Origin of the sequence: Starkeya sp. ORNL1 (assembly GCF_012971745.1) — a bacterium.
Taxonomy (GTDB): Bacteria; Pseudomonadota; Alphaproteobacteria; order Rhizobiales; family Xanthobacteraceae; genus Ancylobacter.
This window is the reverse complement of the sequence record NZ_CP048834.1, coordinates 1,639,345-1,660,100: the sequence shown is the minus strand read 5'-3', so window position 1 is coordinate 1,660,100 and position 20,756 is coordinate 1,639,345. Positions and strand designations below refer to the sequence as shown.

18 protein-coding genes are annotated in these 20,756 nt (G+C 67.1%); 7 read left to right on the top strand and 11 right to left on the bottom strand.

Annotated features, from left to right (window positions below; genetic code table 11):
• Positions 1-162: 162 nt before the first annotated feature.
• From G3545_RS08020 to G3545_RS08010, 3 genes are all read right to left on the bottom strand, one after another.
• Complete coding sequence (locus tag G3545_RS08020) at positions 163-636, bottom strand: nuclear transport factor 2 family protein (protein WP_170011466.1); 474 nt, start codon at positions 634-636, stop codon at positions 163-165.
• 131 nt (positions 637-767) lie between these two features.
• On the bottom strand, positions 768-1,286 hold the full coding sequence (locus G3545_RS08015; protein ID WP_206151399.1) for a DUF4399 domain-containing protein: 519 nt from the start codon (positions 1,284-1,286) through the stop codon (positions 768-770).
• Positions 1,287-1,298: 12 nt separating this feature from the next.
• Entirely contained in the window at positions 1,299-2,963 is a 1,665-nt protein-coding gene (locus G3545_RS08010; RefSeq protein WP_170011464.1) for an SUMF1/EgtB/PvdO family nonheme iron enzyme, read from the bottom strand.
• 185 nt (positions 2,964-3,148) lie between these two features.
• Between G3545_RS08010 and G3545_RS08005 the strand changes: the two genes are divergently transcribed.
• The 3 genes from G3545_RS08005 to G3545_RS07995 all read left to right on the top strand — a co-directional run bounded on the left by G3545_RS08005 (position 3,149) and on the right by G3545_RS07995 (position 6,598).
• Positions 3,149-5,089, top strand: coding sequence for a cytochrome c (locus tag G3545_RS08005; RefSeq protein ID WP_170011463.1), 1,941 nt, complete (start codon positions 3,149-3,151; stop codon positions 5,087-5,089).
• Positions 5,090-5,277: 188 nt separating this feature from the next.
• Complete coding sequence (locus G3545_RS08000) at positions 5,278-5,718, top strand: hypothetical protein (protein ID WP_170011462.1); 441 nt, start codon at positions 5,278-5,280, stop codon at positions 5,716-5,718.
• Between the two features lie 163 nt (positions 5,719-5,881).
• Positions 5,882-6,598, top strand: a complete 717-nt coding sequence (locus G3545_RS07995; RefSeq protein ID WP_170011461.1) for a carbonic anhydrase — start codon at positions 5,882-5,884, stop codon at positions 6,596-6,598.
• Between the two features lie 24 nt (positions 6,599-6,622).
• Here G3545_RS07995 and G3545_RS07990 read toward each other — a convergent pair whose 3' ends face one another.
• On the bottom strand, positions 6,623-8,269 hold the full coding sequence (locus G3545_RS07990) for an MFS transporter (RefSeq protein ID WP_170011460.1): 1,647 nt from the start codon (positions 8,267-8,269) through the stop codon (positions 6,623-6,625).
• Positions 8,250-9,371, bottom strand: a complete 1,122-nt coding sequence (locus G3545_RS07985; RefSeq protein WP_170011459.1) for an HlyD family secretion protein — start codon at positions 9,369-9,371, stop codon at positions 8,250-8,252. Before G3545_RS07985 ends, G3545_RS07990 begins: the two co-directional genes overlap by 20 nt.
• A gap of 417 nt (positions 9,372-9,788) precedes the next feature.
• On the opposite strand from G3545_RS07985, the gene G3545_RS07980 reads away from it, so the two are divergent.
• A complete protein-coding gene (locus tag G3545_RS07980) occupies positions 9,789-10,304 on the top strand; it encodes a DNA starvation/stationary phase protection protein (protein ID WP_170011458.1) in 516 nt (171 codons plus the stop codon).
• A gap of 85 nt (positions 10,305-10,389) precedes the next feature.
• Here G3545_RS07980 and G3545_RS07975 read toward each other — a convergent pair whose 3' ends face one another.
• Entirely contained in the window at positions 10,390-11,814 is a 1,425-nt protein-coding gene (locus G3545_RS07975; protein ID WP_170011457.1) for a PLP-dependent aminotransferase family protein, read from the bottom strand.
• An 85-nt stretch (positions 11,815-11,899) separates the two neighbouring features.
• Between G3545_RS07975 and G3545_RS07970 the strand changes: the two genes are divergently transcribed.
• Positions 11,900-12,763 carry a DMT family transporter gene (locus tag G3545_RS07970; RefSeq protein WP_170011456.1) on the top strand — a complete coding sequence of 288 codons (864 nt, stop codon included), beginning with the start codon at positions 11,900-11,902 and terminating at the stop codon, positions 12,761-12,763.
• A 54-nt stretch (positions 12,764-12,817) separates the two neighbouring features.
• Positions 12,818-13,891, top strand: a complete 1,074-nt coding sequence (locus tag G3545_RS07965) for a D-alanine--D-alanine ligase family protein (protein ID WP_170011455.1) — start codon at positions 12,818-12,820, stop codon at positions 13,889-13,891.
• Positions 13,892-13,956: 65 nt separating this feature from the next.
• Here G3545_RS07965 and G3545_RS07960 read toward each other — a convergent pair whose 3' ends face one another.
• Positions 13,957-14,691: an SDR family oxidoreductase gene (locus G3545_RS07960; RefSeq protein ID WP_170011454.1), complete on the bottom strand. Its 735-nt coding sequence runs from the start codon at positions 14,689-14,691 to the stop codon at positions 13,957-13,959.
• Between the two features lie 160 nt (positions 14,692-14,851).
• On the opposite strand from G3545_RS07960, the gene G3545_RS07955 reads away from it, so the two are divergent.
• Positions 14,852-15,211 carry a helix-turn-helix domain-containing protein gene (locus G3545_RS07955; protein WP_170017960.1) on the top strand — a complete coding sequence of 120 codons (360 nt, stop codon included), beginning with the start codon at positions 14,852-14,854 and terminating at the stop codon, positions 15,209-15,211.
• A 36-nt stretch (positions 15,212-15,247) separates the two neighbouring features.
• Here the strand turns inward: G3545_RS07955 and G3545_RS07950 are convergent, their stop codons facing one another.
• The 4 genes from G3545_RS07950 to G3545_RS07935 all read right to left on the bottom strand — a co-directional run bounded on the left by G3545_RS07950 (position 15,248) and on the right by G3545_RS07935 (position 20,695).
• The gene (locus G3545_RS07950; RefSeq protein WP_170011452.1) at positions 15,248-16,963 is read right to left on the bottom strand and encodes an ABC transporter ATP-binding protein; all 1,716 of its coding nucleotides are present in this window, start codon (positions 16,961-16,963) and stop codon (positions 15,248-15,250) included.
• A 181-nt stretch (positions 16,964-17,144) separates the two neighbouring features.
• Positions 17,145-18,023 (bottom strand): ABC transporter permease, encoded by an 879-nt coding sequence (locus G3545_RS07945; RefSeq protein ID WP_170011450.1) that lies wholly within the window; start codon positions 18,021-18,023, stop codon positions 17,145-17,147.
• Entirely contained in the window at positions 18,020-19,033 is a 1,014-nt protein-coding gene (locus G3545_RS07940; protein ID WP_170011448.1) for an ABC transporter permease, read from the bottom strand. The genes G3545_RS07945 and G3545_RS07940 overlap by 4 nt, the downstream gene beginning before the upstream one ends.
• Before the next feature lie 33 nt (positions 19,034-19,066).
• Complete coding sequence (locus tag G3545_RS07935; protein ID WP_170011446.1) at positions 19,067-20,695, bottom strand: ABC transporter substrate-binding protein; 1,629 nt, start codon at positions 20,693-20,695, stop codon at positions 19,067-19,069.
• Between the last annotated feature and the right edge of the window lie 61 nt (positions 20,696-20,756).

The window sequence follows — 20,756 nt, the reverse complement described above, 5'->3', positions numbered from 1 at the left end:
TGGTGGTTGGGCGCCATCCCGCCGAGTGCGGAACAGCGATTTCAGTGCGTTGCTGCCGGGTTGATGGTCCCGGACGAAACGGAAGGCGGGTGACGAGAGGGCCAATGGAGGGTGATGTTCATCGAGGCAGGAATCGGCCCCGTCTCGACAGGAACCCCGGGATCAGAGACCCAGTTCCGAAAGCCCCGGATGGTCGGCGGGGCGGGGGCCCGAGCGGTCCCAATGGTACTTGCGCTCGCTCTCCTTGATCGGCAGGTCGTTGATGCAGGCGAAGCGCCGCTGCATCAGGCCATTGTCGGCAAATTCCCAGTTCTCATTGCCGTAGGAGCGGAACCAGTTTCCGGAATCGTCATGCCATTCATAGGCAAAGCGGACGGCGATCCGGTTGTCGGTGAACGCCCAGAGTTCCTTGATCAGGCGGTAGTCGAGTTCCTTCACCCATTTCCGCGCGAGGAAGGCGACGATCTCGGCGCGGCCATTGATGAACTCCGACCGGTTCCGCCAGTAGCTGTCCGGGGTATAGGCCAGCGATACCCGCTCGGGGTCGCAGGAATTCCAGCCGTCTTCGGCGCCTCGGACCTTCTGCTTGGCGGTTTCGCGGGTGAAGGGTGGAAAGGGAGGGCGGCTCTCGCTCATATCGAACCTCGATATCTGGCGGCGCCCCGATTGAGGCACCGTGATACGCCACATTGGCCGATGGGCACGCGATCTGCTTTCCGGTTCGACGCGCGGCTATCACGAACGCACGCTGGCGTGACGCTATTGCCCTAGGAGCCCTTCCCGCTGCCTTTCTTCGATGTCTTCGCCGGTGCCGACGGCAACACATTTATGGTGATCTTCTTGGAGATCAGCATCGGCGTGAACGGCCTGTGCTCCTGGTCGCCGAGCACCAGCTGGAGGGTGTGTTTTCCCGGCGGCAGCTCGAGCTTCGTCTCGGTCTGGCCGGCACCGAAGTGAAGATGCTGGTTGTCGGTGGGCAGCGGATCTTCCGGATCGATCGGCTCGGTGACATCGACCAGCAGGTGATGATGTCCGGCATTCGGAGCGGCGCTGCCGGCCTGCGTCACACCCATGTTGCGCAGGCCGAACCGCACCCAGAATTCGCCGCGGACCTGCGCGCCGTCCCAGGGATAGATGATGTAGAGGCGGGCATCGGGAGCCGGCGCGCGTTGCGGCGTCGCTGGCTTTGGAGGTGGCTGTTCCGGCGCGGTCTGCGCCAGGGCACCGGGCGGAAACAGGCTCATTACGGCACAGACAAGTACGATGCTGCTCGCTGATCGGCCCATTGAGCCCTCCTGTCAGAGCGAACGCGCTATCCTCATTCCGTGTGCTGGGTAACGTACACCGGTATCGTAATGGGTCCGGCTCGCCGGCCTCACCGAGGCCGCGTTGCTTCGCCAGGAACCGCCTCTCAGGACGTTCTCGCGGCAATTCTCGACCGTTCGCGGCGAGCCATCCGCTGGCGCATCCCGGTAGTTGGGCAGCCAGCAATCGGCCACCCACTGCGCGACCCCGCCGCCGAAATCGGCGCCGCCGAAGGCATTGCGTGCGAAACTGGCGACCGGCATCGGCGCCTTCGGATCCTGGGACACGCCGCAATCCTTGCAATTGGCCTTGCCGGGCTCGACCGCCGGCCCCCACCAGAAGCGGGTCGAGGTTCCCGCCCGGGCGGCGTATTCCCACTCCGCTTCGCTCGGCAAACGGTAGGGTTTGCCGGTCAGTTGCGCGAGCCAGTCGACATATTGCTTCGCATCGAGCCAGCTCAGATTGCGGGCCGGCGCGGTGTCGCTGCCGTCGAGCCTGAAGCTGCAGCCCTTTGCCGCCGCGCATCGGTTCCACTCGGCGACGGAGATCGGCGACAGCCCGATGGCGAATGGCGCGACGGTCACGGTATGGACCGGTTGTTCCGAGGTGTCCTCGTCACTGCCCATCCGGAAAGACCCGCCTTGTATGCGGATCATCTCGGGGCAGTTCTCGCAGTCGCGGAAGCCGGATGCGGTCTGGATCATCCGCGCGACGGGAAGGTTCGGGGCCAGGATCGCGACCTGCTGATCTGGAGCCGCGGCGCCGGCTGCGGGATTCGCGGGCGGCGCGGAAGGCGTCGCCGCGTCCGGAGGCTTGGCTGCCTCCAAAGACCTGACTGCGTCCGGAGGCTTGGCCGCGTCCGAAGGCTTGGCTGCCTCCACAGTGTTGCCCGCTGGTGGCGCAGCCGGCGGCGCGCGTGCCGGCTCGCTGGTCACGGTGATGGGCGGGACGATCACCCGGCGCGGGAGTTGGTCGACCGACGCCAGCATCGATCCTCCGCCGACCGGCACGTAGCCGGTGGCGTAGAGACCGGCAGCCAGCGCAAGAGCGGCCGCGATCCCGGCAGGGATCATGAACGGCCGCAGTTTTCTCGTCGTGGCGGTGACCGATGCAGGGTCCGGAAGCACCCGATAGATGCGGACGGGATCGGTGATGTTCTTCAGCTTCTCGTCGCCGAGCGACTGATATCCGCAGACCAGCTTGTTCTTGACCTGCTCATAGACGCCCCCCGAAATATAGACGCCGCCTGGCGTCGCCAGGGATTCCAGGCGGGCGGCGATGTTGACGCCGTCGCCGAACACATCGTCCGTCTCGACGATGACGTCGCCGAGATTCACCCCGATCCGGTATTGCAGCCAGTAATCGCGCGGCAGGCCGGTGTTCCGTGCCGACAGGGACTGCTGGATGACGATCGCGCAGCGCACGGCTTCGAGCGGGCTGTCGAACATGGCGAGGAAGCCGTCGCCGGTGTTCTTGATGATCTTGCCGTAATGCTCGTCAAGCGTGGGATCGACGATCTCGCGGCGAACCTGTTTCAGCCGACGAACCGTCCCTTCCTCGTCGCGGCCCATCATCTGGCTGAACCCGGCGAGGTCGGCCGCAAGGATAGCCGCAAGCCTGCGATGAGGATGCGGATGCGCAGAAAACTCTTCAGGCATCACTACCACCGCTGGGTGACCAGCAGCCGTCAATTTACGCGCATCGCCAACGCGGCGCAAACCGGATGCCCGGAAGCTCCGGCATTCGTGCGCACCGCTAACCAACGCCTCCCGAACCCGTGGCACATGACACTGGGATCGGTCTAAAGTGATGCCGCTGCGTCCGTGCGGGATGGGGGAGCGGAATGATTGACGTGCCGAACTCGAACATTAGGGGCGCGCTTGTCGCCGCCGCCTGGCTCTTCGGCACTTCGCTCGCCTGCGCGCAGGCGCCGAGTAGTGCGCCGGCTGATGATTCAGCGCTGGTGACGCGCGGCGAGTATCTCGCCCGGGCCGCGGACTGCATGCCGTGCCACACCTCGGACAAGTCCAAGCCCTATGCCGGCGGCCTCGCGCTGAACACGCCGTTCGGCGCGATCTATTCGGTGAACATCACTTCCGATCCCACCACCGGCATTGGCCGCTGGACCTATGACCAGTTCAAGCGCGCGCTGCATGACGGCATCCGCGCCGACGGTGCCTTCCTCTATCCGGCCATGCCGTTCGATGCCTATACCGGCATCGAGGAAGCTGACCTGAAGGCGCTGTGGGCCTATGTCCGCCGCATCCCGCCGGCGGCCGTCGAGAATACCGAGAACGGCCTGTCCTTCCCGTTCAATATCCGCCTCGGCATGCTGGCATGGCGCGAATTGTTCTTCGCACCGGCCAGCTTCAAGCCGACGCCGGGCAAGAGCGCGGAATGGAACCGCGGCGCCTATCTGGTCGAGGCGCTCGGCCATTGCTCGGATTGCCACAGCCCGCGCAACATCCTCGGCGGCATCAAGGGCAAGGCGCAGTTCACCGGCGCGGATATTGACGGCTTCTACGCCCCGGACATCGCCTCCGCCGCGCTGGCGAAGAACTGGACCAAGGATACGCTGGTGCAGTTCCTCAAGACCGGCTCCGCACCGCAGAAGACCGTGGTGTTCGGGCCGATGGCGGAAGTCATCCACGACAGCCTGGCCTTTCTGACCGACGCCGACCGCGCGGCGATGGTGACCTATCTGCTCGACAGCCCGCCGCCGCCGGACGCCCCGGCGCCGCAGAAGCTCTCGCCGTTGCCGGCCGGGGTCTACAAGCGCGCGGCCAAGCTCTACATCGACAATTGCGCCGCCTGCCACCAGGACCACGGCACCGGTGTCGCCAATGCCATTCCGCCGCTGGCCAACAATCCGGCAGTGACGGCCGACGAGCCCTACAACATCATCACCGTCGCGCTCGAAGGCCTGCCGGCCGGCGGCACGTTCGGCGCCATGCCGTCCTTCGCCGGACGGCTGTCCGATCGCGACATTGCCGACCTCGCCAATTATGTGCGCACCAGCTGGGGCAACCAGGCGGCGGCGAACGCCACTGCCAAGATGGTCGCCGCCTGGCGCGAGACCGTGCCGGTTCCCGACTATGGCACGCAGGCCGCCTCGTCCTTCGATTGCGGCGAAGTCGGCGGCGCGCCGGGCGTCGCGACCCCCGATCCGAAGGCGGTCGCTGCCATCTCGGCGATGCTGGCCGGTGGCAATCGCGACGTGCCGGCTATGGTCAGCAGCTATCAGGGCGCCGACCCCTCGGCGAGCCCCGCCGATGTGGTGAACGCGCTGGTCACCGCCTATTGCCCGGTGGTCGCGGCGAGCGCTGCCGAGACCTACCAGAAGCATGCCGAACTGCGCCGCTTCTCGCTGGAAGCCGTCGCCGATGTCTCGCCCGGCGCCGCTGCGGTGGCGTTCCCGCCGGTCGACACCATCTGGGCGAGCCCGGCCGGAAAATCGCTGGTGACGCGCGAGCCCGGCAGCCTCGCCGGCCCGCTCAAATGCCCGGCGGACGACGGCAAGCTGGTGCCGGTGGCGCTCGCCGGCAAGGCCTCCGCGCTGCTCGGCAAGCCGACGCTGCCGGTCTCCGGCGACAAGGCGACCCAGCTCGCCGGTGCGCTCGCCACCACCAACCCGAAGGCGCGCCTGTCCGATGTCGCCAACGCGCTGATCGCGAGCTACTGCACGCTGGTGGTCGCCGACGCCTCGCTGGAGCCGGCGCAGCAGCATGGCTGGATGGAGCAGTTCGGCGAGCAGGTGATCGAGACGCTGCAATTGCGTCCGTGAGGTCCGCGTGCCGTGCCGGCGGAATTCCCGTCGGCACGGTCAGGCCGCTGCCAAGATGGTACGCCTATAGGTTGGCGTGTCGCCACGGTCCCTGTAGTTTGGCGTCGATGTGGGCTGCCACCCAGGGCATTTAAGCGAACTGCGAACTCGACCGGACCCGGATGGCGCGCGGAAGGGGCCTTGCCGTCATGGAGACGTTGAACGCCATTTCTTCCTGGATAAAGTCGAATCCGATTATTGCCCTTGTGGGAACTCTTGCCGCCGCGCTGGCGGCCGTCTCTTCCTTGATCGGCAGCATCAGCAATGTCGTTCCGGCAACGCTCAAGGTTCTCGATCTGCCGGACTGTATCTCCTACGCAGATGTCTATCACAGCGCGCATAGTTACTTCAAAATGGATGCTCAGGGTGTCTGGCGCGAATACCCGCCGGAAGGCGGAACGGCTCGCTATGAATTCAAGGAAGTTCACCGTACCCGGGACTATATCGACCTGCTCAATCTGACCGAGCGGCCCGGCATGCCGGAGTGGCGAACCATGCTCGTTCGCCTGCCGGCCTGCGGGGGCAAGTCGGAAATGAGCCTCGGCATTCCGGAACGTTGGACCAATCTGTTTCAGGTCTGGCGGGAGTAAATCGCGGGCACCTGCGAACCGTTGCAATTGCGGCCGTGAGGTGCCCCTATACGGCGAACTCTATACGATCACCGAAGATCGCCGAACGTCGTCGTGAGTTCTCGAAGCGGCGCGGTTGCACAAAGCCCCGCTTGCGCCGGGCGGGATCAGGGGGGACGTCAAGATGTGCAGGAACTGTGAAGGCGTAGGTCGAAGGGACTTCTTCAGAATAGGCGCCACCGGTCTCGCGGCGCTCGCCGTCGGCGGGGTGGTCGGGGCGGCGCGCGCCGCCGATGGCCCGGTAGGGGTGCTTGCCCCTGGCGAGGCGCTCACCGCGCTGAAATCCGGCAATGAACGCTTTGTCAGCCGCCCGGAGCTGTGCTCGAACGATCTTGCCGCGCAGCGAAACGCGGTGGCGGCGCACCAGGCGCCCTGGGCGACGATCATCAGCTGCGCCGACAGCCGCGTTCCGCCCGAGTTGATATTCGGCGGTCACGGGGTCGGCGAGCTGTTCGTCGCCAGAAACGCCGGAAACCTCGTCGACACCGCGACGCTCGGCACCGTCGAATACGGGGCGGCGGTGCTCGGCTCGCCGCTCATCGTCGTGCTTGCCCACACCAGCTGCGGCGCGGTGAAGGCGGCCTGCGACGTCGTCACCAAGAACGCCACCTATCCCGGCGCGATCGGCCCGATGATCGAGCCGATCGTGCCCGCGGCGCTCGCCGTGCGGAACGAGCCCGGCGACTTCGTCAACAACGCCGCCAAGCAGAGCGCGCAGCGGACGGCGGCGCGGCTGATGACGGCGAGCACGCTCCTGACCGGCCTCGTCGGGGAGGGCAAGCTGAAGATCGTCTCCGCCATCTATGACCTGGAGACCGGCGCCGTCAGCTACCTCGCTTGACGGGAGCCGGGCAACGAACAGCCGCTATTCCTGCGTTCGCGCCACGCGCGGACGCAGGAACGGCCACTGCCACTGCCGCGGCTTCGGCACCAATATGCCGGGAGGCGCCGGGCCCAGCAGCGCCACCAGGACCAGGCCGATCAGCGCCACCCAGAACGTCACCTGGAAGCCGTCTATATAGGCGAGGACATTCGCCTGCTGGCTGATGAGGCCGGCGAGGCTCGCCGCGCTCCGCGCCAACAGCGCCTGCGGGGAGGCGCCGTCGGCGGAGAATACGTGGGAGAACAGGCCCAGCGCCCCTTCGGTATGGGCGCCGCCCGCCGGCACGTGCAGGCCGAGCAGATAGGAGTGCAACTGCTCGCGGTGGCGCAGGAAGGTGGCCATGACCGTCGTGGCGGTCTCGGCGCCGCCCAGCCGTATCACCTGAATATAGGCGGCAGTCGCCGTGGCCTGCTTCGGATCGGAATTGGCGAGGATGTAGACGATGGCGGCGAGCAGCAGGAAGCCTTGCCCCACCGACTGGATCAGCGTTATCGGCGTGAAGCTCCACGGGCCCCAGATGGCGCTGAGACCGGTGCCCATGCTGGCGGCGATGGCGAAGGCCAGGAAGCCGATCATGATCGTCACCCGCGCATCGAAGCGCAGCACCAGCAGGACCGCGAGCGGTGTGGTGACGAGCAGCGGGAGCCCGCTGGTCAGGAAGATGGTCCAGCCGATCTGCTCGGGCCGCAGCCCCACGACGGTGGTCAGGAATCCGGTGACGAGCTGCGAGTTCGACAGCGACGTCGCGGTGTAGCTCAGCACGATCAACAGGGCGATGGCGGTGTTCCGCGTGGCGATGACCTTGTGGCTGGCCCAGGGATTGCGCACCAGCATCTCGTTGATGAAGAAGCCGAGGATAAGGGCCGCCCCGCCACCTATCAGGCAGGTGATGAGGCCGGACTGGAACCAGTCCAGCCGGTTGCCCTGGTCCAGCCCGGCATAGATCAGCGCCCAGCCGCTGCCGAGCAGCGCCATGCCGCCCCAGTCCGCGCGCTGCAGCAGGCCGATATCGGTCTTCTCGTGCGGGCTGCCGAGCCACACCAGGCCGCCGATGATCGGGGCCAGGATCATGTCCTGCCAATAGATCCACTGCCAGCCGAAATGGGTGTCGTAGAGCCCGATCAGCAGCGGTCCGGTGTTCAGCGAGAAGGCGAGGCGGAAGGCGTAGATCGCCAGCGCCGGCACCCACCATCTGGTCGGCAGGTTGCGGAAGATGATCATGATGGTGGCGGGGATGAACACGCCGAGCAGCAGCCCGCGCACCATGTGCAGCGCCACCAGCAGGTGCCAGTCCCGCACCTGCGGCAGCACGAACGAGATGGCGGCATAGACGAGGCTCGGCCAGAACAGCACGCGGCGCACGCCGAAGGTCGCGGCCAGCCAGGCCACCGCCGGCGCGATCAGTATTTGCGGCGCGGTGGCGAAGGTGTTCAGCCACGCACCCTGGTCGTAGCTGAGCCCGAAGGCGCCGCGCAGATCCGGCAGGCCGACGCTGAACAGGCGGGTGTCGAAGCCGACCAGGAACGAGCCCAGCAACACCGCCGCCGCCGCAAAGACCGGGCGCGGAACGCCCAGGACGAGCGGCACGTCAGCAGGCTGCGCGGCCGATTCAGTGCTCGTCGTCGACATGGATGCTGGCCTCGACGGACATGCCGGCGCGCAACTTGTCCGTCAGCGCCTGGCCGGGATCGATCTCGATGCGCACCGGGATGCGCTGCACCACCTTGGTGAAATTGCCCGTGGCGTTGTCCGGCGGCAGCAGCGCGAACACCGCACCGCTCGCCGGCGACAGCCGCCCGACCTGCCCGCGCAGCGTCTGGCCCGGGAAGGTGTCGATCGTCAGGTCGACCGGCTGGCCGGCGGCGACGCGGGTGAGCTGCGTCTCCTTGAAATTGGCGATGACATAGACATTCGGCACCGGCACCACGGAGATGAGGTTGGTGCCGACATTCACATAGTCCGAGGGCTGCACCGCGCGGGTGCTCGCCTCGCCGTCGAACGGCGCGACCACCGAGGTGTAGCCGAGCTTGAGCTGGGCGGATGTCAGGTTGGCCTGCGCCGCATCGAGATTGGCGCGCAGCGTGCCCTCCTGGCCGACCAGCACATCGAGCTGGCGCTGCTGCGCCTCGATCGCCGCGAGCGAGGCCGCCACGCCCGCCACCGCTTCGGAATAGGCCGCGTTCGCCTGCTGGACCTTCTGCTGGGTGCCGGCGATGCCGCCATTCAGGAGCGTCTGCTGGCGGTCGCGCTCCTGCTGCGTCACGGTCTGCGAGGCGACCGCGGAGTCATGCTGCGCCTTGGCCTGCTGCAGCAGGGCGCGCTGCAGCGCCTCCTGGTTGGCGAGATTGTCCAGCGCCGCGCGGGCGCCGGCCACCGCCGCCTGCGCGGCATTGACCGCGGCCTGGTAGTCGGCGGGGTCGATCTGGACGAGAAGCTGGCCGGCCTTCACCGACTGGAAGTCATTGACCAGCACGCGCAGCACATTGCCGCTGACGCGCGCGCTGAGCGTCGAGACATCGGCCTCGACATAGGCGTCGTCGGTCGACTGGATAGCGGCGGCACTCACCCATTCGCCCCATTGATGGTCGGAGACGACGACCAGGCCGATCACGAGGGCGATCGCCACCGCGGGGATGGCAAGCCGGCGGACGCCGGCCGCCAGCGAAAACGGCGGATCGCCGGGCGTCGCCGGCGCAACAAACTTGCTGGTGACAGGCTCGACGATGGACATGACATCCTGGCTCCGGAAGTTTCGTTTGCTTTTTTGGATGCGCTCTTCCCGTGCGTTGGCCCCGGCAGCGAGGGTCGACGTCTTCGGAAAGCTGCGCTGCAAGTCTTGTGAAGCTGTTTTGCGCGGCGCGGGCTGGAAGTCTTTCCCATACGCACGCTGCGTGAAGCCTCATCGCGCACGTGCGCCCGGAAAAGCGGCGCTGTCGCAAGGGGATGTCGCAACGACACGGCTTTCCCGATACGGGTTAAACCGAAGTATGAGTGCGCCAAACCAGCGGTCAATTCTGCCGCGACGCCGGATCGCCTAAGCCTCCTCTGGCGTCCGGGGCGGCACGCATCTTCCGTTCGGATTGCTCCGGATGTGCCGGGCGGGCTGCCCGGCCCGACGCAGCGACGCGAACAGGATGGAGCGTGAACTATGGACACTTCCGCCAAGGCCCGCCGGGCCGCCCCTCTTCAGACCCCGACCGATCTCGGCTCGGACGCCACCCGCGACATCGCAGCGGCGCTCACCGGCCTGCTGGCCGACGTGTTCGCCCTCTACCTGAAGACCAAGAACTTCCACTGGCACATGTCGGGCCCGCACTTCCGTGACTATCATCTGATGCTCGACGAGCAGGGCGACCAGATCTTCGCGGCCACCGACGCCATCGCCGAGCGTGCGCGCAAGGTCGGCGGCAACACGCTGCGCTCGATCGGCCACATCCGGCGCCTGCAGCGCATCGCCGACAATGACGCGGACTTCGTGACGCCGCAGGACATGCTCGCCGAGCTTGGCGAGGACAACAGGCAGCTGATCTTGTTCCTGCGCGAGGTGCACGGCGTCTGCGAGGAATATAACGACGTAGCCACGACCAGCCTGATCGAGGTCTGGATCGACGAGGCCGAGCGCCGTTCCTGGTTCCTCTACGAGGCGACCCGCGGCGTGAACTGAGGCCCATCCAGGATGGGATTTCGGGTCAGCGGACGATCTTCCGCCGGGTTTACCCGGCGCGAGGATCGATCGCGCCGTTGCGCCGTCACCTGCCTCTGGCACTGGTGCGCAGTGCCTCGCGCAGCACCTGGAACGTGCGGTCGCTGAGCGTCTGCGAGACGTTGAAGCGCATATAGTTCCCGGCGGACTGCGACAGGCTGAACGCATTGCCCGGCGCCAGCACCACCCCGTCGGCAAGCGCCGTCCGCGCGACATCCGTGGCATCGATGCCGTCCGGCAGCCGGCACCACAGCAGCATGCCGGCCTGTGGCTCCAGCCAGGGCGCGATCCCCAGCGCTTTCAGCCTGGCGGCGACATCGAACATGGCGCGCGCCAGACGGCTGCGCAGCTGTTCCAGATGCTTGCGGTAGCCGCCATCGCTCAGCACGGCCAGCACCAGCTCGGCATTGAGCCGCCCGCCGCCGAACGAGGTGGCGATCTTGAGGTCGGTCAGGCTCTCGATCCATTCCGGCCGCGCGGCAATGAACCCGCAGCGCGCCGAGGCGGACAGCGTCTTGGAGAAGCTGCCGGTGTGGATGACACGATTGAGCCCGTCGAACGCCGCGAGGCGCGGCGCCGGGGTGTGCTCGAAATCGGCGAAGATGTCGTCCTCGATGATGGTCAGCGCGAACTGGTCGGCGAGCTTCAGTACCCGGTGCGCGACCACTGGCGACAAGGTCGCGCCGGTCGGATTGTGGATCGCGGAATTGGTGATGTAGAGCCGCGGCCGGTGTTCGGCCAGCGCGCTGCCGAACTGCGCGATGTCAGGACCGACGGGCGTGTGGGGCACGCTGACGATCCTGGCGCGGTGTGCGCGCAGCAGGGCCTGGAAATTGAAGTAGCAGGGGTCGTCGACCAGCACGACATCGCCAGGCTCGATCAGCAGCCGGCACAGCAAATCCATCGCCTGCGTGCCGGAATCGGTCAGCATGATCTGGTCCGGCGAGGCCTCGATGCCGCGCTCGGCCATGCGGCGGGCAATGAGCTGGCGCAAGGGCGGCAGGCCCAATGGGGTGCTGTAGTCGGCCAGAGCCGGGCCGTCGGCGCGCGAGAGCGTGCGCAGCGCTTTCCTTATGCCGTCCTCCGGCAGCCATGATGGCGGGAGCCAGCCGCACCCCGGCTTCAGGTCGCCATCTCCGGCTTCCAGCGATTGCCGCGACACCCAGAACGGATCGACGGCGCGGTCGAGCTTCGGGCCGACCTCCGCGAGCGACAGCGGCGCCGTCTGGCTGGCGACATAGAATCCCGAGCCCGGCCGGGAGTGGATGGCGCCCTCGGCGACCAGCCGTTCATAGGCTTCCACCACCGTCGAGGCCGATACCTTGAGCGTCACCGCCATGCCCCGGATCGAGGGCAGCCGGGCGCCGGCGGTCAGGCTGCGCCCGGCAATCCGCTGGCGGATCGTTGCCATGACCATCTCGACGCGGGTGCCGAGGGTTTGCTCGCTCATCTGTACTGTACCTTGAACCATAACAGTTTGGCCTGACTGTACCGATTTGTCACTGGCCGCGCCAGCCGATGCAGCGGATAGGACGCTGCATGTGAGGGAGCGCGACATGGACCGCACGGCCACCGGCTGGATCAATGGCTTCATCGGCGTGGTGGTGTTCAGCGGCTCGCTGCCGGCCACGCGCGTTGCCGTCATGCAATTCGATCCGGTGTTCCTGACGGTCGCCCGCGCGGCGATTGCCGGCGCGCTGGCGCTGTGCCTGCTCGTCATCTTCCGGGAGCGGCGCCCCGCGCGCGGAGACATCGCCTCGCTGGTGGTGGTCTCGCTCGGCGTCGTGGTCGGCTTCCCGTTGCTCACCGCGCTGGCGCTCCAGCACGTGACCTCCGCACATTCGATCGTCTTCATCGGGTTGCTGCCGCTGGCGACGGCGATCTTCGGCGTCATCCGCGGCGGCGAGCGGCCGAAGCCGGCCTTCTGGTTCTTCTCGCTGCTCGGCAGCGCGCTGGTGGCGGGCTTCGCCCTGTCGCAGGGACTGACGGCCTCGCCCGTTGGCGACACGCTGATGCTCGCGGCGATCATCGTCTGCGGCCTCGGCTATGCCGAGGGCGCGCGGCTCTCCCGCACGCTCGGCGGCTGGCAGGTCATCTGCTGGGCGCTGGTGCTGAGCCTGCCGGTCATGATCGGGTTGATGTTCCTCACCATGCCGCCGACCTTCGCCAACATCGAGGCGCCGGCCTGGCTCGGCCTCGGCTATGTCTCGCTGTTCAGCATGCTGATCGGCTTCGTGTTCTGGTATCGCGGCCTCGCGCAGGGCGGCATCGCAGCCGTCGGCCAGTTGCAACTGCTGCAGCCGTTCTTCGGCCTGGCGCTGGCCGCCACGCTGCTGCACGAGCCGGTGACCTCGCTCATGCTTGCGGTGACCGTCGCCGTGATCCTGTGCGTCGCCGGCGCGCGGAAGTTCGCCCGATAGGATTAAGGCGCAAATCGATGTATGTGCCAGCTATCCCATCGGTAAGGAGCGCCCATGACGACGACATCGAAGCTGCGCATCGCCGTGCTCTTCGGCGGCCGCTCCGCCGAGCATGACGTTTCGGTGCTCTCGGCCACGAATGTCATGCGCGCGCTGGATCCCGCCCGATACGACGCGGTTCCGGTCTTCGTCACCCGCGACGGACAATGGCTGCTGAGCAGTTTCGAGGACGGCGCGCTGGCGAAGCCTTCGGTGGGCACGGAAGTCTGCCTGGTGCCGGGCGGGCAGGGGCGCATGCTGGCGATCCCGACCAATGGCATGCCCCATGAGCTGCCGGAGATCGGCATCCTGTTCCCGGTGCTGCACGGGCTTCACGGCGAGGACGGCGCCGCGCAGGGGCTCGCCGAGGTGGCGCGGGTGCCGCTGGTCGGCTGCGGCATCCTCGGTTCGGCGAACGCGCTCGACAAGGACATCGCCAAGCGCCTGCTGAACGAGGCGGGCCTGCCGGCCGCGCGCTCCGTCACGATCCACCCGGGCGCCGCGCCGAGCTTTGCCGAATTGCAAGGCACGCTCGGGCTTCCGCTGTTCATCAAGCCGGCCCGGCAGGGCTCCTCCGTCGGCGTCAGCAAGGTCTCGACCGAGCAGGACTACGCGGCGGCGCTTGCCGAGGGCTTCAGGCACGATGGCAAGCTGCTGGCCGAGGAATTCATCCGCGGCCGCGAGATCGAGTGCAGCGTGCTGGAGGATCCCGAGGGCGGCCTCTTCGTCTCCCGCCCCGGCGAGATCGTGCCGGCGGAGAGCCACGGCTTCTACACCTACGACGCCAAGTATATCGACGAGGATGGCGCCGCCCTGAAAGTGCCGGCGGAACTGCCGGAAGAGATCGAGAGCGCGGTCCGCGCAATGGCGGCGAAGGCGTTCCGCGCGGTCGGCTGCGATGGCATGGCGCGGGTGGATTTCTTCGTGACCTCGGAGCTGCGCATCCTCATCAACGAGCTCAACACCATTCCCGGCTTCACCAATATCAGCATGTATTCCAAGGCAATGGCGGCCAGCGGCGTCAGCTATCCCGAGGTGATCGACCGGCTGGTAGCCCACGGACTCGCCCGCGCCGCCCGCCTGGGCTGAGGCCGGTTCACCGCAGCGCATTGAGGGCTTCGGTCCACTTCCCGAAGCCCTCAGGTTTAGTTGCCTCAGACTTGTGCCAGGCCTCCGTCGACGAAGACCTCGCCGCCGGTCATGAAGCTGCTGTCCGAGGACGCCAGGAATGCGGCCACCGCCCCGGTCTCTGTCGGGTCGCCCATGCGGCCGATCGGCGTCGTGGCCCCGAGCGCGGCCAGGCCTTCCTCGCCCACGACCTCAATCGCCAACTCGGTCTTGGTCGGCCCCGGAGACAGCACATTGACGCGGATACCTGTGTCGCGCAGGTCAAGCGCCCAGCTGCGCGCGAGATTGCGGATTGCCGCCTTGGTCGCGCTGTAGATGCTGAACTGCGGCGTCCCCATCACCCCGGTGCTCGAGCCGGTAAGGATGATCGACGACCCCGCCTTCATCAGCGGCAGGGCCTTCTGCACCGTGAAGATCAGCCCTTTCACGTTGACGTCTAAGATCTGATCGTAGTGCTCGGGCGTGATCTCGCCGAGCGGCGCGAACGACCCGGTCCCGGCATTGGCGAACACGATGTCGAGCCCGCCTCGTTCGGCCTTTACCTGCTGGTACAGCCGATCGAGGTCGGCCAGGTCGGTCACCGAGCCCTGCACGGCCCGGGCCGAGGGACCCAGCTTCGCCACGGCGGCGTCGAGCGCCTCCTGCCGCCGGCCGAAGATGTAGACGAACGCGCCTTCGTCGATGAACCGTTTGGCGGCCCCGAGCCCGATGCCGCTGCCGCCGCCCGTCACCACTGCCGTCTTGCCCTGTAGTCTGCTCATGATGTGCTCCTTCATTGAGGTTGCACTGAGCTGGCGGCCTACCCACTTATCTACAAGTATGCACCTTTTGGTAAGTGCCAGAGAAATGTCATCAGATCGTTCAGACCAGATCTCACCGCCGGCGCAGGCTTCGCCGTCGGCCCAGGCATGCACCCCGACGCTGCCTGGTTTCACCTGCGGCCTCGACGCGACGCTGCGGGTCATCGCCGGCAAGTGGAAGCCACTGATCCTCTACTTCCTCGCCCAGGGCGGCCCGACCCGCTACGGCGAGCTGCGGCGAGCCGTGCGCGACGTCAGCGACAAGATGCTGATTCAGCAGCTCAAGGAGCTGGAGGCCGACGGTCTCGTGAAGCGGACCGACTACAAGGAGGTCCCGCCACGGGTGGACTATAGCCTGACCCCGTTGGGCCACAGCCTCGCCGAGGCTCTCGTGCCGCTCTGCTCCTGGGGCACCGAAAACCTGGCGGAGGTCACGCGCGTCTTCGCCCAGCGCGAGGCCCTGAACGGCAAACGACGGTAAACTGCGGTTGCTTCCGCCTGACGGCTGCCGCCCGGCCTAGATCGGCGGATGCGGGATCGAGGACAGCAGCTCGCGCGTATAGTCCGCCTTCGGCGCCGCCATCACCTCTTCGGTCACGCCTTCCTCGACGATGCGGCCGGCGCGCATCACGATGACCCGGTCGCACAGCATGCGCACCACTTCGAGGTCGTGGCTGACGAAGATGTAGCTCATGCCGAGCCGCAGCTTCAGGTCCTGCAGCAGGTTCAGCACCACCGCCTGCACCGAGACATCGAGCGCCGCGGTCGGCTCGTCCAGCACCACGAGGTCGGGCCTGAGCGCGATGGCGCGGGCAATGCCGACGCGGGCCTTCTGGCCGCCCGAGAGCTGGTGAGGGAAGCGGTCGAGGAACTGGACGGGCAGGCCGACCAGCTGCGCCAATTCCTCGACCTGCCCCCGCAAGGCCGCCCCGCCGACGGTCTCGCCCATGCGCAGCAGCGGGTCCGCGATCGAGCGGGCCGCGGTGAAGCGGGGATTGAGGCTGTCGGTCGGATCCTGGAACACCATCTGGATGCGCCGCCGCCATTGCGAGCGGGCGAACTGCTTGGCCGGGATGGTGGAAAGGTCGGTGCCGTCGAACACGATGCGGCCGGAGGTCGGGTCGATCAGGCGCATCAGCATCATCGATGTGGTGGACTTGCCGCAGCCGGATTCGCCGACGAGGCCGAGGCTCTCGCCGCGCCCGACCTCGAAGCTGATGCCGTCCACCGCGCGGAACGGGTCCTCCACCGCGCCGCGCACGCCGAACACCTTGGCGAGCCCGGTGCTGGTGGCCTGGCGCGGATATTCCTTCAGCAGGCGCTCCACCTTGAGCAGCGGGCCATCGCCCTTCGGCGGCACTGCAACGATGGGCAAGGCCGCCGGCGCATCCTCGGGCAGCAGCCCGCGCAGCGTGGCGCCGCGGCGCGGCGTCGCCCGCATCAGCTTGCGCGTATAGGGATGCTCCGGCGCGCGGAAGATGGCCTCGGCGGTGGCGGTCTCCACCACCTTGCCCTTCTCCATCACCATCACCTTGTCGCAATAGGCGGCGGCGAGGCCGAGATCGTGGGTGATGAGGATGGTCGACATGTTGCGCTCGCGCGTCAGCTCGACCACCAGGTCCATCACCGCCTTCTGCGTCGTCACGTCGAGCCCGGTGGTCGGCTCGTCGGCGATCAGCAATTGCGGGCGGCAGGCCAGTGCCAAAGCGATGACGATGCGCTGGCACATGCCGCCGGAAAGCTCGAACGGGTAGGCGTGGTAGCGCTCCTCGGGGCGGGCGATGCGCACCGCCTTCAACGCCTCGATGGCCTTCTCCCTGGCGTCGCTCGGCTGCGCCTGCACATGCTCGATCAGCACGTCCTCGATCTGCTTGCCCACCTTGCGGATCGGGTTGAGCGCGGCGCGCGGGTTCTGGAAGATCATCGACATCTCCCGTCCGCGCAGCGCCCGCACCGTCGCCTCGGGAGCGGTGCCGATATCGACGCCGCCGAGGCGGATGGTGCCGTCCGCGATGCGCCCGGCGCGGTCGAGGATGCGCATCACCGTGTAGGAGGTGACGGATTTTCCCGAGCCGGACTCGCCGACAATGCCCAGCGTCTCGCCCTTGGCGAGGCTGATATTCACCTTCTCCACCGCGCGCACCGTGCCGCGCCGTGTGGCGAACTCGACGGTGAGGTCGTGGACTTCGAGGAGAGGGGGCTGTGCGTAGTTCACCGGGGCGTGGACGTTCATGGCGAGCACCTCAGAGCACGGCCGGGGAATCCCTCTCCCCGCTGGGGAGAGGTGGCCCGCGTAGCGGGTCGGCGAGGGGGCGCATCATTGCGGAGCGGCGAAGACCCCTCACCCCAACCCTCTTCCCGACGGGGAGAGGGAGCCGACGCTCTGGATGAGGTGTGCATTTTGATTCCTGTTCTCACGTCCGGCGCTGCGGGTCGACGAGGTCGCGCAGGCCGTCGCCGAGCAAATTGAAGCAGAACACCGCGAGCATCAGCGTCGCGCCGGGGAAGAAGGCGATCCACCATTCGCCGGAGACGATGAAGGAGGCGCCCTCCGCCACCATGATCCCCCATTCCGGCGTCGGCGGGCGCACGCCGAGCCCGATGAAGGACAGGCCCGCCGCATTGAGGATGGCGTAGCCCATGGTGAGCGAGACCTGCACCATCATGATCGGCAATATGTTCGGCGCGATCTGCGTCAGCAGGATGCGCATCTCCGAATTGCCGCACAGCCGCGCCGCCTGCACGAAGCCGGCCTCGCGGCGGATATTGGCCTCCGCCCGGGCGACGCGGACATAAAGCGGGAAATTGATGATGGCAGTGGCGATGACGATGTTGGTCACCGTGTTGCCGAGCGCGGCGACGATGCCCATGGCCAGCACGAACAGCGGGAAGGCCATGATGGTGTCGGAGACGCGCCCGACGATGCGGTCGGTCCAGCCGCCGAAATAGCCGGAGGCGATGCCGGCAAAGCCGCCGGCGAAGAACACCAGCGCCACCGAGGCGATGGCGATGATCATGTCGAGCCGGGTCGCCACCACCACGCGGCTGAAGATGTCGCGGCCGAGCTGGTCGGTGCCGAACCAGTGCGTCGTTGACGGCCCCTGCAACGCCGCCGCGGTGTCGCTGGCCAGCGGATCGTGCGGCACGATCCATGGCCCGATCACCGCGGCGAGCAGGAACAGCGCGAACAGGCCGAAGGCAAGCCCGGTCACCGGGTTCTCGGTGACGATGTGCTTCAGGTGGGCGAGGATGCTGTCGTCGGTGGCGGCGGGAGACGCGGTGGCGACACTCATGCCTCGATCCTCACGCGCGGGTCGATCACGCCGTAGACGATGTCGATCCCCAGATTGAGCAGGACGTAGAGGATGGCCATGGCGAGCACGAAGCCCTGCACCGGCGCATAGTCCGAGGTGATGAGCGCCTCGATGGCGTAGGAGCCGATGCCCGGCCAGGCGAACACCTTCTCCACCAGCACATTGGCGCCGAGCAGGAAGGAGAACACCATGCCGAGCGTGGTCACCACCGGGAGGAGCGCATTGCGGAAGGCATAGCCCATCACGACCTTGGTGGGGCTGAGGCCGCTGGCCCGCGCGGTGCGCACGAAGTCCGAGGCCAGCACCGCCAGCATCGAGGCGCGGGTCATGCGCGCGATCGGCGCCAGCGAGAAGATGGCGAGCGTCACCGCCGGCAGCCAGATCTGCGACCAGGCGGCGCGGAAGGTCTCGATGTCGCCGACCAGCAGGCTGTCGACCAGATAGAAGCCGGTGATCGGTTCGGGCGCGGTGAAGAACACGTCGATCCGCCCGAGCGGCGCCGGCGCCCAGCCGAGCTTGAAGTAGAACACGTAGACCAGAAGCAGCCCGGTGAAGAACACCGGGAGCGAGACGCCGGCGGTCGCCACCACGCGGCATAGATGGTCGATCCAGGAGCCTTCCTTCACCGCCGCCAGGATGCCGAGCGGCACCGCCACCAGCACCGAGATGAGCAGGCCGAGCAGCGTCAGCTCGGCCGAGGCGGGCAGGCGGGCGCGGATATCGTCGAACACCGGCTGGCCGGTGGTGAGCGAGGTGCCGAGATTGCCGGTGGCGAGATCCTTCACATAGGCGAGGAACTGCACCGGCAACGGCTGGTCGAGGCCGAGCTTGGTCTTGATTTCGGCAATGGCCTGCGGGGTTGCCGCCGGCCCGGCGAAATAGGCCGCGGTGTCGCCGGGCAATACCCGCGTCAGCAGGAAGGTGACGATGATGACACCGATGATGCTCGGCACCGCCGTCATCAGGCGTTTGGCGATCTGTGCAAGCAACGCGGCCTCCATTCGTGCTGGCGAATTGGTGGATCAGCCTTTGGCGAGGGTGCGATAGTCGAGCTGGCGGTGGAACCAGTATTGATAGCCGCTCACCTGCTTCTGCATGGCGACGTTGAGATAGGGCTGGAACAGCGGGATGCGCGGCACCTCGGCGAAGGCGAGGTCGACGAAGCCCTTCACATCGATGGTGTAGGTCGGCCAGTCTGCCTTGGCGGCGGCAGCCCGGGCGCCGTCGATCAGCGTGTCCATCGCCGGGCTCTTGTAGCCCATGGTGTTGAACACCGCGTTCTGGCCGTGATAGCACCAGAAGAAGAAGTATTCGGGATAGTCGAGCCAGCCCGAGAAGAAGTTGACGATCAGCGGCATCTCCTTCTTCAGCAATTCGCCGCGCCAATTGGCGCCTGGGATCTTGTTGAGCGTGGTGCGGATGCCGATCTGCGCGAGGCTCTCCTGCACCAGCGTCGCCAGCGGCTCGTTCACCGCGCCGCCGCCGAGATCGAATGACAGCGTGGTCTCGAAGCCCTCGGGATAGCCGCCCTCGGTGAGCAGCGCCTTGGCCTTGGCGATGTCGGTGTTGTAGGCGTGCGGCTGCGGCCAGACCGGATCGGTGACGGTGTTGGAGCCGGCGCCGAACATCGGCTTGGCGAGGCCGAACATCACCGCGTCCATGATCTTCTGGTAGGGCAGGGCGTAGGCCACCGCCTGGCGCACCGCCAGCTTGTCGAAGGGCGGCTTGTTCACGTTCATGCCGATATACTGGATGCCGTTGCCGATCGGGTTCGACACCACCGCGACCTTGCCGCCGGCCTTCAGTTCGACGAAATCCTTGGACGGCAGGTCGAAGGAGATGTCGGCATCGCCGCGCTCCACCAAGGCGCGCCGGTTGCCGGCGGAGGGCACCATGCGCCAGATGATGCGCTTCAGCGCCGGCTTCGGCCCACTGGTCCAGGCCTCGTTGCGCTCATAGGCGACCTCGGTTCCCGAGGTCCATTTCGACACCTTGTAGGCGCCGCCGCCGGCGGTGTTCTGCTTGGTGTATTCAAGGCCCCACGGGTCCTGCGCGGTGGCCTTGGATTTCACCAGCTTCGAATTGAACACGCAGGGCACGATCACCGCGAGGTCCGGCATGGTCAGCCGGTCCGGCCGCAGGAAATCGACGCGGAAGGTGCGCTCGTCGACCGCGACGAACTGCTCGGGCTTTTCCAGCGAACCCGCCTTCATCTGGAAGGTGGGGAAGCCGCCGACCGTCACCGCGCGGTCGAACGACCATTTCACGTCCTCCGCCGTTACCGGCGAGCCGTCATGGAATTTGGCGTCCTTGCGCAGCTTGAAGGTCACCGAGCCGGGGGTCTCGGTCCATTCCTCGGCAAGCTCGGGGGTGAGCTTGTCGCGGTCATAGGAGCGGGTGCCGTCCGGCAGCGTCTTCGAGCCGTAGCTCATCAGCCGGTCGTAGCAGTTCCACGCCACCTCATAGCCTGGCCGGTTGGTGCCGACACCATGGATGTCGAGATTGTTGGGCCCGCCTTCGCTCACCACCAGCAGCGTCTCGGCGCGCGCCGATTGCGCACTGGCCGAGGACCACACCGCGGGGGCGGCGACGCCGGTGGAGGCGGCGCAGGAGAGGACAGACGCGGACTTCAGGAATTCGCGACGGTTCATGCCAGAGCTCCAGATCCGGCCAGGTCGGCACAAGCCGCGAAGGCCGCTATGCATTCTCTGT